This window comes from Flammeovirga sp. SubArs3 (genome assembly GCF_947387565.1).
Taxonomy (GTDB): Bacteria; Bacteroidota; Bacteroidia; order Cytophagales; family Flammeovirgaceae; genus Flammeovirga; species Flammeovirga agarivorans.
Map to the genome: position 1 here is coordinate 156,189 of NZ_CANDOA010000001.1, position 12,751 is coordinate 168,939.

Sequence of the window (12,751 nt, forward strand, 5' to 3'; positions counted from 1 at the left end):
CCCTCCTAGATTATAATTATGAACAATTCATCCGAAAGAAATAAAGAAAATACATTAGCCTTTTTAAAAGCTTTAGAAGATTATGATCTGGAAAAAGTAGTACAATCATTTGCAGAAGATGGTGTACATATTAACCCTTATTCCTCGGGGTTATTTCCAGAAGGTACAAAGGGTCAGGACGGTGTTAGATCTTATTGGGAACCTGTTTTTCAAAATTTTGAGAAAATGGAATTTCCTGTTGAAGAAATATACTCCATGAATGAAGCAAATATGACTTTTGTAAAGTTTGAAGGTAAGATCAAATTGAAAAACGATGGTGGTTGGTATAAGAATAACTATTACGCCACTTTCAAATTTAATGAGGAAGGAAAAATCACGGAATATGTAGAAATTTTTAATCCTATTGTTGCTGCCAAAGGCTTTGGCTTACTAGATCAAATAAAATAGAATTCATCTCAATTTTTAACTCCATATCAAAACAAAACTATAAAGACATGAAAAATATTAATTTCAAAAGCGAAGGTTTAAACTTAGTAGGTAATTTATTTTATCCAGCAAACTATAAAGAGGGAGAAACTTATCCAGCAATTATTTCAGTAGGAAGTTGGACCACTGTCAAAGAGCAAATGGCGGGTTTATATGCTGAAAAATTTGCGGAACAAGGCTTTATCACTTTAGCATTTGATTTTAGAAATTACGGTGGTAGTGAAGGAGAGCCTCGCTTTTGGGAAAACCCTACGATGAAAGTAGAAGATATCAAAAACGCAGTCACTTATTTACAATCTCTACCTGAGGTAGATAGCAATAAAATTGGAGCATTTGCAGTATGTGCAGGTTCTATGTATACATTAATGGCAGCCTCAGAAGATGATCGTATTAAAGCGGTTGTTACTGCTGCTTCTTGGTTACATGATGATGAAGCTGTAAAATTATTCTATGGTGGTGAAGAAGGGGTAAATAGCAAATTAGACGCTGCAAGAAAAGCAAAAGACAACTTCGCTAAAAATGGTGTAGTAGAGTATATTGAAACCATTTCAACCACCAATACTTCGGCGGCTATGTATGGTGAATATGACTATTACCTTAACCCAGCCAGAGGTGGCGTAAAAGAATGGAGTAATGATAAATTTGCAGTAATGAGTTGGGAAAATTGGTTGACACTAAATCCTATGCCTTATGCAAAGCAACTTCAAGCACCAACATTAATGATCCACTCGAACGGTTGTGTTTTACCTCAATACACAAAAAACTTTTTCGAAGAGATTGGTACATCAGACAAAGAGCTAATTTGGTTAGAAACAGCATTAGATTCTCCAATGCAACAATTCAATTTCTACGACCAAGATGAAGAGGTCAGCTTGGCGATTGAAAATGGTACAAAATGGTTTAATGAGAAATTGTAGGAGGTAAATCCTTCAATACTGTAGATCCAGAAAGGTTAGTTCTTTTCTGGATTTACTTTTTTATTGTACACAATGTTTATTAGAAATACGTCCAAACCAAAAGTATAAATACAAGTAAAACCCATCAAAAGGGATTTTAGATAGATACCTATTTTATCCCTTCCATTATTGTTTCTTATATTACATCCGAAAATCAATTAAACACTAGACTAGCACTTAATTTTTTATCTGAGAATTAATACTTTAAGTTAGTCCTATTTAAAGCAAATAATGAACAAATTACTTCTTACACTCACTATGATTCTTGGAATAATGCCGTTAGCCTTCGGCCAATCAGACCAAGAAAAACACCTATCACTTATATATGATTTTGAAGGGGAAGATTTCGAATATAACGTTAAAGCCATGGTAGGTTTGAACGATTCTCTATATATTATTTCAGGAACACCTGATTACAATGGTATGTTCTTCCGAATCGACAGAAATGGAGAAGGGTTTGAAGAAATATGGAAATTCGATGAAGTAACTAGAATGCCAAATAGCTTAATTGCAAACGATTCTATCATCTACGGAACAACTAGATTTAGTGAAAATGGTGGTGGAGTATTGTTTCAATACTCCCTAAATGACCACAACTTACAAGTGATTAAAGACTTTGATATTGATGATGCTCAAGAGATACAAATTAAATACGTAACCGATAGTGTGTTTTGGTTATGTTCCCAGATGTCTCCTGTTGATGAGGGAAGTATTTTCACTATTAATAAGGATGGATCAAATTTCAAAAAAATATATAATAACACTAGTTCCGAAACAGGCCAAAACCCTGTAGATTTTGTGTTTTATGAAGATAGTATATATATCGCTTGTTTTAACGGTGGTGGTATCCCTTATGTTAATAATGATGGTTCAACTAATTCTAGTGGATGTTTTATCCGTGTGAATATTGATGGCTCAGGATATGAAAACATCATTCAAGGAAGTGATAGTACAGGTACACAACCTTCATCATTATTAATACACGACGGAAAATTAATAGGGTTATTTGGCTATTCTGGAAGTAATGCGGCTTCTGGTGGCCGTTTTTTTAAAAGTAACTTGGATGGAAGTTCTTATGAAGCTCTAGGAAGTCTTACAGATCGAGCATTTACAAGATTACTATTAACAGATAGCCTTATCTATGGCATGAGTTCTTTTAATATTTTTGGTCTCAATCCTGTAAATGGAGAAGTAAGAATTTTTGATGATTTATTGAGTAATTCCGATTTTGGTTATGATGTTGTATCAAGTCCAGCTTACTTAAATGACGAAGTATTTTTTGCTACTCTGCAAGGCGGACCAAATAGAGGTGGCACAATTCTTAGATGGACCAATGAAGCTCCTGAAGTAATTGAAGAAGATTCATTGGTGAGTAATGGCCGAATTGTAGTTACAAATAATGTCGCAGAAGTTAATCTAAAATCAATTTTTAGTGACCCTGAAGGGGATAAAATGACCTTCTTCTTAGATTATGATGAAACAAAAATACAAGTCACTGAGGAAAACGGTAACCTTAACATCACTTCATTGGTTGCTGGTACTAATGATATAACTATTACTGTAACAGATGGATGGTCTGGGTATAATTCTACAACCATTAGTTATTCTTCAGAAAATGGTAGTATTACTAGTAGTAATGATTTATCTTCTGCTCCTCTTTTATTTCCAAATCCCGCACATTCTACTTTAAATTTCAATATCAATAATATAGAATTAATTGAAGTACTAAGCCTCGATGGAAAGCTCTGTTTAGCAAAACAAATGCCCAACGGGTATATCGATATTAGTTCACTCAAAAATGGGATTTATATTGTGAAGATTTATACAGATAATGAGTCATACTCTCAGAAGTTCTTAAAACAATAGTCTTCAATACTTATTAGAAATAGTCTAGGGTAATGCTGTATAAGTAAATAGCATTACCCTTTTTCCGTAATAAATAATTAAGAGTACAATACAATTAGTGGAAATTGATTTTATATTTGTATGACATATAACTTCATAATTAAATTCAATAAACTTTCTACGCCATGATTACAAGAAAAAGAGGAGTATATACTGGAAGGAATAAATCATCAGCTTATAAAGATTTAGTTTGGACTGTAGCCACAGCTAAAGATGTTTCTCTTTCAATAGAAGATCAGACCAAACAAACCCTAGCAACCATAGAGCAAAATCTACTCGAGTTAAATTCAAATAAACATCAAATCGTATCAGCTCAAGTGTACCTTGCTAATATAAATGATAAACCAACGATGGATTCTATTTGGCAAGATTGGATTGGTTACAACCCTGATCACTGGCCACAAAGAGCTTGTTTAGGTGTAGACTTAGAAGGGGATGTATTAATCGAAGTTACGGTCACTGCAGTTGCTATTCTTTAACATCTCTTTTTCTTCTATTGAAGAATCATCACAAGTTAAAATCATGGAGGTTTTAATAAAGTCGCTGTATTATCCACATTCTTCATTTCAGAATTGATTACACTTTTTTATCTGAAGAAAAATGACAAAAACTTTAAAGATTAATGCCTCCATTTTTATTCAACCTACTCTTGATCTATTACCTTTAAGGTCATGAAAGAAATCAATCCTAATAATTTATACCCTGTCGAAAATTTCAAGAATACGATCTTCTTGAAACCACTAATAGAGAAGAGCGAAGTAGAAAATATACATGTGGGAGAATACTCCTATTACAGTGACTTTAAAGATCCAACAAAGTTCTTAGAAGAAAATGTTTTGTATAATTTCGGCTTCTCAGGCACCTCATTACATATTGGTAAATTTTGTGCTTTTGCTGATGGCGTAAAAATAATAATGGCAGATGCCAACCATGCCACTGAAGGCATTACAACTTTCCCATTTGCGATATTTGGAGGAAAATGGTCTGACGAACTTCCAATAACAGATTATCCTTTTAAGAAGTACGATGATATCGTAATTGGTAATGATGTTTGGTTAGGAAAATCTGTGACTGTTCTTCCTGGTGTTAAGATCGGTAATGGGGCAATCGTTGGTAGTCATGCAGTAGTCGCTAAAGATATTCCTCCATACAGTATTGCTGTTGGCAATCCAGCAAAAGTAATCAAACAGCGTTTTTCAGAGGAAAAAATTGCCATTTTAGAACAATTGAATTGGTGGGATTGGCCTGTAAAACATATCGACCAAAATATTACTTCACTAGTAAAAGGAGATATGGATACCATTATCGATTATGCTAAGAAAAACCATTTAATGGAATAGCTCAATATGTGACAAAACGTTATTTCTCATTACGTGATTTGCATGTTTTTGCGATGTTATTTTTTTTAGTCAGTTTATATTTTTATCATCGAATTTTATAAGTGACTATGTAGACGATAGAGATATTTAGAATAATAAAGCAAACATTGACCGTAACGATATGAGTATTTTTTATAGTAGGTTTAAGGACAAACCTAACGACGAACTTCATTCCATTATTCGCCATAAATCAAGGTATCAAGAGGAAGCTATTTTTGCTGCCATTAAAATTCTAAAAGAAAGAGGTGAGGCAATAACTGAAGAAGAACAACTACTATTAGAATTAAAAGAAAGACAACAGAACAAGATTAATTCTGAGACTACTACTTCTTTTACCCCAAAAAGGGTATTAGCATTTGCCATCGACTTATTAATCTTAACCATATGTAGTTATATCATCGGTGGAATTCTTTTATTCACATCACAGACAGGGGCTGTTACTTCGTTAGTAATAAGTGCGATACTTATTATTGGATACTTTACCATTGGTAATAGTGCTGTAACCAAAGGAAGTACATATGGTAAACAAAATATGGGACTTCATGTCATCGATGAGGCTCAAAACACTTTGTCTATTGGAAAATCTTTTATGAGAAGCCTACTTATTTTAGGTCCTTATTTTTGTATTAAATTTTTAGAATTAATTGATATTGAAAATGAATTCATTCTTGTAATAATTGACAGTTTGTCATTTAGTTACTATTTATCCTTTCCATTTCTCTTTTTTTACAATAAAAAGTATAGAGTATTGTATCATGATTTAATCATGAAAACTAGAGTAACTCCATGCAATGTCAATAGTAGTAACTACTTTCACCAAAACAACTCCTTAAAATATTTAGGGTGTGTTCCAGTCTTTTTCCTATCTCTATTTCTTTCTTTAAATTATCTCCTTGAAGATCAACCTATTGAAATTCAAAAGAATAACATAGATGTGTTTCATAATAATGAAGAAGTGTTTTCTTCATTAATGACTGAGATAAATAGTATTGATGAGATTGAGGAAGTTGAGAATGTATCCTTTACTACTTATAATCAGACATCTACAAGTTTCATCATTACGGTGAAGTCCACTGTCAAGGTCAATGATGATGAAACACAAAAAGTAGCTCAAATTATTGAAGCAAAGATAAAAGAGAGAAATATCAAAGATCTTATTCCTTATGATAATATCGTAATTGTAAGTAAATATGGATTTACTTTACCATTAGCAAGCTATACAATAGAAAGACAAGATGTGTTTTAAAATACTATGAATATATAAAAATAGAGAGGCTATAAATTACTGAATTTATAGCCTCTCTATTTTATTACCACTTAACTAGTTAAATTGAGGTGTTCTATCTAAAATATCTTGTGATCTGTCGATGTCTAATGGTAAACGCTTAATTTCATTTCCCATTGTCGTAAAATCGATATCACTTAAATTAATTTGTTGAACTCTTCTATTGTCTTGAGTATGATAATTGAATACTTTATTAGTTAAATCAAAAGATGTAGTCCATATAGTTGCACTTCTCATCGTACTATGATCTTTTCCGAAAAATATACCTGTCCCCTCTGCTCTATCCGCACCTAATGATAGATTGAAATTATCTAATATTCTGAACATTTCATACAAAGATTCCTCTGAGTTTTCCATTGGTCTAGTCGTTTGTGTCCAAGCTGCTGCTCTTACAAATCGTGAGGTTGGTGTCATATCACCAGGTAGGCCTACCATACCCGAACCCATTCCAGTTGGTTTAAACTCAACTCCGGAGATCGTTTTTGAAGGAGCTGAATTAAAATCAAGATTTAAGTAATTTCTTAAGTTCGTCATGTGCCAATCATAAGACGGTGCATTAGTGATTACGCCTAGTGGAGCATCATGAATATGAAGTTGACCATCTACAAATTCAATAACAATTGACTCACCTGAAGCATCAGTTACCATCCAGTGTCCATCAACTTCAATACCAATTGCTTCTTCAACTACTCCTACTACTGCTACATTTTGAATTCCTTCTTTTACTTCATCAACAGTAGCGTACTGTGCCAAAATATAATTTACAACATCTTGTGATGATATCGTATTTTCAGCTTGTGAAGGATCATACTCTGTATATTTTGCTAAATTTGGAAAGTAAAATATTCCTACTGATAGACCTGCATCATTCATACCATCAATAATTAGATCTTTACCGAGCATATCAAGACCTACAATGCCATATTTTGCTTCAAATTTTTTCCCGTTATTCCCTTCAGGGGTTAAGCTTGAAAATGCATAACCTTTAGGAACAATTGCTACTTTTGAGAAAAGATCAAAAGCGCCCCATTCCATTGTTCGACCATATCGAATACTTCCATCTTCAGCAACTAAGCGAATACCTGTACATGCGAAGATTGTTGAGTGAACTAATAAAATTAGGCTTAAACCTAAGACTGATGAGATTTTAATTGACTTTTTCATTCTGATTTTTAAATGATCAACAGATTAATTAATTATTACCTTACAAAGGTCTTGATAATCACATTCAATCATTTACACATTAGAATAATGAATTTGCACAGAACGGTCAATCTACAAAGGTCGGAATTCATAGATTTCTTTTACCTTTAATAGAAAGAGTTTATTCCCTTGCCATTATTTGAATGTTAAAGATAAAAACACATTTTCCAGAATTTCATTCAGATCTCATTGAAAGATTTTGGATGATTGAAAATACTGAAGCAGAAACGAAAGTTGTGACTCCCCCAAGCCAATATGTCAATATTATTTTCCCTATTGGGACATCAAACTATAAACGAAATGAAAGCTGGGTCACTTCTCCTCAAATAGAGGGTATCTCTTTACAGAACAATACCATTACATACCCACCGAATACCAAAGTTTTTGGGATTCGACTCTTTGCTTATGGTCTCTATCCATTCTTCCAATTTGCAGGAAAAGAGATCATGGACACTTCAATACCTATTCAACTTGACGGTTTTCCTTTTATAACAGAGCATAAAAATGATGATGCACTTATTAAGAAGCTAGAAAAAACCATTTTATCTCACTTTTCTGTTGATCGGTATAATGAGATTAAACCAATACTAAATTTCTACCAAAAATTCCGATGGAATGATGAAAACGAATCCATAGAACGCTTCTGTAAAGATTCTGAGACAAATTATACTTCACTCAACAGACTATTTAGTAAAGTGATTGGAATCTCACCAAAGAAGTTTGAACGTTTAATTAAGTTTCGAAAATCGCTTTGTAGTATAATAGATAGTCAAGAACAACTCACCTCCATAGGTATCAATTCAGGGTATTTTGATCAAGCCCATTTTATCAGAGAATTCAAATTATTCCTTCATCAAACTCCCTCTGAGTATAAGAAAATGATAAAAGAAGCGGATAAAGAAAGTAATATCATCAATTACAACTTCAAATTACATTAGTGTTTAAAATATACAATTCTCCTGATTTTAGCTTTTCTACTTTTGTCATATCATAAAACATAAATAAAAAATGAGAATTGAACACATTGCTTATTGGGTGAAGGATTTAGAAGCTTCAAAAGACTTTTTTTTAAAATATTTTGGGATGAGTACTAGTGAAAAGTATACCAACACAACAAAGAATTTCAGCTCGTACTTCTTATCTTTTGAAGGTGAAAATACTAGAATTGAAATTATGATGCGACCAGATATCCAAGCTTCTGAAATAAGTAAAGGGCATTCGTTTGGTTTAACACATTTAGCAATTTCCGTTGGAAGTAAAGAAAAAGTAGATCAACTTACCGAAAGGTTTAGACAAGACGGCTTTACTATTATCGGTGAGCTTAGAACAACTGGTGATGGTTATTATGAAAGTGTCATTGAAGATTCGGAAGGAAACTGGATTGAGATTACAGAGTAATTTCGAAAAATTTTATACAGACTAAAAAAAAACCACTTCACAATACATAAATAAGCATTATGAAGTGGTTTTCTTTATAACGAATTATTTCCTATTGCACATGCACAAACGCTGCCCAATAGTATGGATTTTCATATTCTTCTTTAATGGTAGCTTGAGCTTTACTTACCGCCTCACCGATATCAGACAACTCTACATAGTACTTGTAGAAAAGCGTCATAAATTTTTGTGTTGCAGCATCATCCACTGTCCACAGAGATATAATTTGATGCTCAATTCCCGCTAGCTTCATCGCTCTTTGGAAACCATACACTCCTTCGCTTCGTGTACTTTGTCCAATTCCTGATTGACAAGCAGAGATGATGGCTAGTTTAGTTGCTCTTAGATCGTAATTCGATAATTCATTTGCCATCAAAATTCCATCATTTTTATCATCATAACGTTCGCCAGTTTCCCAGAAGTAATTCGCTCCAGAAAATACTATACCTGCTCTATTCATAGGATCGGGATCAGAATAAATCATCGCTGCTCCTTTATAAGATCCTGCTGCTATTTTATCCTTTGGAATATAAGGAGAGAAATAGGCATGAGTAGCAATATGTAAAATATCTGATGGTGCTTTACAGAAATCTTTAAATTGTACTTCAGAAGCATCATTCCCCGTAAAAAGATCAACCTGTAATTTAGAAGCTTCTAACTCTTCATTAATTAGTTTGACTTCTTTTAGTGTTCCCGGTAAATAAGTGAACGTACCTCCTACTGTTTGAATTTCTGATTTTGTATTTGTTGAAGTTGATGATCCAGATGTTTTCGCCTTTAATTTCAAACCTCTTTCACCACTTTCGCTTGTGATCTGTTCTAATGCATTTTCATCATAGTTCATACCACCAAAAATAGTTGCTTTTCGAGGCGACAATTGTGATTTACTCGCAATAAGTGATGTCTTACTTACGCGTTTCAGTTTATACTCTTCCCCCCATCTTTTTTCTGAATTTTTAGATTGAAGTGCATCCATCGACAAACCATGTAGAATCCCTGCCGGCGAATAATGCACCGTTTTTACATTATCAAGGTAAGGCCTTAATGGATCAACAATTAAGTTGGCAATCTTCTGTGAGTTGGTATTATAAATATAATTTACTTGCCATTGTTCTTGCTGACCATTGTCTGGAGGAAGTAACTCTTTTAATTGTTGTTCATCACATAAAGGAATAAAAACAGGAGATTTCATATCGCTTTTTAGTACTAAAGCTGCATATTTTTCAGGAGCATAATAAACAAACTCAACGGCTACCTCATTAGGCTTTAAAGCCTTTTTCACCATTTCCCAATTTACATCATCCTCATCAATTACAGCAAAGACTTCCTTTCTTGTTTTTGTCGCTAACTCTCGGTGCAGACCAAACGCAATGTCTTTTAAACTATCTATATCTACCCTAGGATCATGGAATAAGATCTCTTTTCGTACATCCATCCAATGTTCAAATAGATTTTTCAAATCTTTGTTTTTACTATCAGCTGCATATTTTCTAATGGCAATTACTGATGACAGTCCTATTTCTTTAGACAAAAGGGTATAATCGTAGGCCAGTTGTTGTGTAGCCTGATTGGGTAGTTTTTCGGCTAAGGAATACAAAATATCTCCACTTTCTTCGGATATCTTTACCATCTGTTTCTTATCCATTTTAGATGGGTTCAGCATGACATTTTTAATCAGATATTTGAATGTTTCATACTCTTCCGTCAACTTTGCTAAATCCACTTTATCTGTTTGTTTTGCTTCTACTAGAATACCCACGTAATTGATATAATAATAGAACCTGAACATTCTAACATATAGCAAAGAAGCTACATCATTTGCATCCACTTCCGGAAAACGCTTATACTCTTCAATGGAAGTATTATAGGCGATTAAGGCATACTTTTGAGCATTCTTTAAGTCTCCTTGATATTTATACACATTGGCTAAAGTAAAGTAAGGGCCAGATCCAACTGTACCACCAAGTTTCTCTGCCACCTCGATCATGTCAAAACATTCTTTCTTCGTCTTCTCATAATCTTTCATCTCAAATAAAACCGTCATCTTCATATTCTTAATTCCAGGATATAAAGGATTGGTTGCATCGTTATTGTCTAAGAAATTATTAGCCAGGTCTAAAGCTTCCTTGTATCTACCCAACATCTGATAGTTAGAAATTAACATCGCATCGCTTTGTAAATAGCCTAACTCCTTTTGCTTTAATTGGACAGTCAGCATATTTTCATAATCCCCTTGGAGCATATATAGACTACTTAAGTTCAATAGAAACGAACTGTAGTAGTGTGATGTGGTATCTCCTTCTTTTTCGATTTTTTCGATCGCATCCTTTACCAATTTCGTCGCCAGATAATATTGGTTTGTACTGTACATTTTACCAACAAGCATCAATGTAGTATTGTAGTCCATTGTACCTGCAGCCAAATGTTCTTGTATGATTCGATCAAAGTTTAGTGATTGACTTTTTGCATTCTTCCAGAAGCGCTGAACGTCATCGTATAAGTCTTCATATTCCTCTTTCTCTTCAGGAGTGGCGTTCTTATATAATTCCTCCAAATGATCGAGGTAGGGTATTCTATAAAAGAAATTATCTGCTACTTTTTGTAATGGATTTGCCAATGCATACTTCTGTGTTTGTATCCATCGATAAGATTGAACCATTTTGAAAAGTTCTTCCATTTCTTCAAAGCTTTCTTTTTCATCCATTTGTACCTTAAATAGATACTCTTCCACCTCAGAAAGGTAATCGATAAGAAACGGATCTAATTGAGGTTGCTCTTTTAAACGAATAAAACTGGACAGTTGCTGTGCAGCAGCAGAGCGGATATAATAGTCTTCTTTATCAAGTGTAGGGACCACTTTCTCTACCCAATTTGCTTTCCAATCATCATTCTCTTTAGCGAGGGCACTTCGGGTTGCTTCCAAGCTTTCATACTCTTTTTGCATTTCGGGTAATGCAGATCGTAATTGGCTTGTTTTAAATGACATAACAGCTTTCTTGTCCTGAGCACAGGAAATTGTGACAAAAAAAGACAGTAATAGCAGTAGTTGTTTAGTTTGCATAATAGTTTTGTTGAGTTGTAAATCTTAAAAAATTGATTCCAGACAAATTTCTAAGGCGTCTTCTTTTCAATACAGTAAATAATCAACGCCCAACAAAGGTATAAAATAGAACTTGATATGAAAGGAGAGGAATTAAAAAATTAAAGGAACGAAGTATACATTTCATGGGTTTCATCTTATGGAAGAGAAATATAGGTATTTAATTTTGTGATACACTTTCTAAATACACTTTAGTACGTCTACCTTCTTTATTTATACTAGAATTAAAAAAACTGTATTGAGTTACTGATTACACAAAGTAACCATTGTGCTTTTTGTTACATCAATGTCCTTCAGTAGCTTATCAAAACCAGTTGATAACAATGTGCATTTCAATAAAAAACTCTATGAATTCAGTCTTGATTTATCAATTAAACTTTCTATTTTTGATAGTGTTATACACTATCCATCGATAATTTAATGGGAATAACAGCTATCTGATTATTAACTAAATGCCTTACAAACCTCACTTTTAAAAATGAGCAAATTATCAAAAGTAAACATTACTGTTGCCTCTTTACTTTCGTTTCTCGGACCTATAGGCCTGTTATACATTGGTTTAAATTTCACCTTTTGGGCCTTTTTCTATTCAGCCGTTTTTATGTATCTCTATGACTTTCTGTTGTTATATACGCTGAACCAAGGTATTCAATTACCACTAAATGTTATCTATGTTTCATTATTAGCTTGGGTGTTTTTCGGACATCAATTAGCTGTATTACGAAATGAAATTGTGGAGAAGTATTCTTCATCAGAAAAAAAACAGAAACAGTTCAAAAGTTTTGGATTTGGATTTATCCATAACCTGAACCTTTTTAAACTTTACCTTCAGTTCTATACTGTTGGTTTAGGCTTATATGCTGCTTTTGGATTTTTCAAATCGGGTGATCATGAATGGGCACCTGTTGCCTTAGCAATAATAGTTGTAGTCATTGGATTATTTCAGGTACTTTTTGTCGGCCTACAGAAAGGATTAACTAAGCTTTTTAAGTACGAATAG

11 protein-coding genes are annotated in these 12,751 nt (G+C 33.4%); 9 read left to right on the forward strand and 2 right to left on the reverse strand.

Annotation, left to right across the window (positions count from 1 at the left end; all coding sequences use genetic code 11):
* The first annotated feature begins 18 nt into the window (after positions 1 to 18).
* The 6 genes from QL232_RS00540 to QL232_RS00565 all read left to right on the forward strand — a co-directional run bounded on the left by QL232_RS00540 (position 19) and on the right by QL232_RS00565 (position 5,972).
* Positions 19 to 447 (forward strand): nuclear transport factor 2 family protein, encoded by a 429-nt coding sequence (locus tag QL232_RS00540; RefSeq protein ID WP_281612585.1) that lies wholly within the window; start codon positions 19 to 21, stop codon positions 445 to 447.
* Between the two features lie 47 nt (positions 448 to 494).
* Positions 495 to 1,403, forward strand: coding sequence for an alpha/beta fold hydrolase (locus QL232_RS00545; RefSeq protein WP_281612586.1), 909 nt, complete (start codon positions 495 to 497; stop codon positions 1,401 to 1,403).
* Positions 1,404 to 1,673: 270 nt separating this feature from the next.
* Positions 1,674 to 3,308 (forward strand): T9SS type A sorting domain-containing protein, encoded by a 1,635-nt coding sequence (locus QL232_RS00550; RefSeq protein WP_281612587.1) that lies wholly within the window; start codon positions 1,674 to 1,676, stop codon positions 3,306 to 3,308.
* A gap of 164 nt (positions 3,309 to 3,472) precedes the next feature.
* Positions 3,473 to 3,826, forward strand: a complete 354-nt coding sequence (locus tag QL232_RS00555) for a RidA family protein (protein WP_281612588.1) — start codon at positions 3,473 to 3,475, stop codon at positions 3,824 to 3,826.
* A gap of 192 nt (positions 3,827 to 4,018) precedes the next feature.
* Positions 4,019 to 4,687 (forward strand): CatB-related O-acetyltransferase, encoded by a 669-nt coding sequence (locus tag QL232_RS00560; RefSeq protein WP_211093376.1) that lies wholly within the window; start codon positions 4,019 to 4,021, stop codon positions 4,685 to 4,687.
* Between the two features lie 160 nt (positions 4,688 to 4,847).
* Positions 4,848 to 5,972, forward strand: a complete 1,125-nt coding sequence (locus tag QL232_RS00565; RefSeq protein WP_281612589.1) for an RDD family protein — start codon at positions 4,848 to 4,850, stop codon at positions 5,970 to 5,972.
* A gap of 75 nt (positions 5,973 to 6,047) precedes the next feature.
* Here the strand turns inward: QL232_RS00565 and QL232_RS00570 are convergent, their stop codons facing one another.
* Positions 6,048 to 7,175, reverse strand: a complete 1,128-nt coding sequence (locus QL232_RS00570) for a choloylglycine hydrolase family protein (protein WP_281612590.1) — start codon at positions 7,173 to 7,175, stop codon at positions 6,048 to 6,050.
* A gap of 182 nt (positions 7,176 to 7,357) precedes the next feature.
* Between QL232_RS00570 and QL232_RS00575 the strand changes: the two genes are divergently transcribed.
* Both QL232_RS00575 and QL232_RS00580 read left to right on the forward strand, forming a co-directional pair.
* A complete protein-coding gene (locus QL232_RS00575) occupies positions 7,358 to 8,152 on the forward strand; it encodes an AraC family transcriptional regulator (RefSeq protein ID WP_281612591.1) in 795 nt (264 codons plus the stop codon).
* Between the two features lie 70 nt (positions 8,153 to 8,222).
* On the forward strand, positions 8,223 to 8,612 hold the full coding sequence (locus tag QL232_RS00580) for a VOC family protein (RefSeq protein ID WP_281612592.1): 390 nt from the start codon (positions 8,223 to 8,225) through the stop codon (positions 8,610 to 8,612).
* 91 nt (positions 8,613 to 8,703) lie between these two features.
* Here QL232_RS00580 and QL232_RS00585 read toward each other — a convergent pair whose 3' ends face one another.
* Positions 8,704 to 11,712 (reverse strand): CHAT domain-containing protein, encoded by a 3,009-nt coding sequence (locus QL232_RS00585; protein WP_281612593.1) that lies wholly within the window; start codon positions 11,710 to 11,712, stop codon positions 8,704 to 8,706.
* Between the two features lie 517 nt (positions 11,713 to 12,229).
* Between QL232_RS00585 and QL232_RS00590 the strand changes: the two genes are divergently transcribed.
* Positions 12,230 to 12,751, forward strand: coding sequence for a hypothetical protein (locus tag QL232_RS00590; protein ID WP_281612594.1), 522 nt, complete (start codon positions 12,230 to 12,232; stop codon positions 12,749 to 12,751).

What these genes read in the sequence shown, in the direction of transcription:
- QL232_RS00570 (WP_281612590.1), bottom strand. Translation starts at nt 7,175, where the DNA reads ATGAAAAAGTCAATTAAAATCTCATCAGTCTTAGGTTTAAGCCTAATT.
- QL232_RS00565 (WP_281612589.1), top strand. Translation starts at nt 4,848, where the DNA reads ATGAGTATTTTTTATAGTAGGTTTAAGGACAAACCTAACGACGAACTT.
- QL232_RS00540 (WP_281612585.1), top strand. Translation starts at nt 19, where the DNA reads ATGAACAATTCATCCGAAAGAAATAAAGAAAATACATTAGCCTTTTTA.
- QL232_RS00580 (WP_281612592.1), top strand. Translation starts at nt 8,223, where the DNA reads ATGAGAATTGAACACATTGCTTATTGGGTGAAGGATTTAGAAGCTTCA.
- QL232_RS00560 (WP_211093376.1), top strand. Translation starts at nt 4,019, where the DNA reads ATGAAAGAAATCAATCCTAATAATTTATACCCTGTCGAAAATTTCAAG.
- QL232_RS00545 (WP_281612586.1), top strand. Translation starts at nt 495, where the DNA reads ATGAAAAATATTAATTTCAAAAGCGAAGGTTTAAACTTAGTAGGTAAT.
- QL232_RS00590 (WP_281612594.1), top strand. Translation starts at nt 12,230, where the DNA reads ATGAGCAAATTATCAAAAGTAAACATTACTGTTGCCTCTTTACTTTCG.
- QL232_RS00585 (WP_281612593.1), bottom strand. Translation starts at nt 11,712, where the DNA reads ATGCAAACTAAACAACTACTGCTATTACTGTCTTTTTTTGTCACAATT.
- QL232_RS00575 (WP_281612591.1), top strand. Translation starts at nt 7,358, where the DNA reads ATGTTAAAGATAAAAACACATTTTCCAGAATTTCATTCAGATCTCATT.
- QL232_RS00550 (WP_281612587.1), top strand. Translation starts at nt 1,674, where the DNA reads ATGAACAAATTACTTCTTACACTCACTATGATTCTTGGAATAATGCCG.
- QL232_RS00555 (WP_281612588.1), top strand. Translation starts at nt 3,473, where the DNA reads ATGATTACAAGAAAAAGAGGAGTATATACTGGAAGGAATAAATCATCA.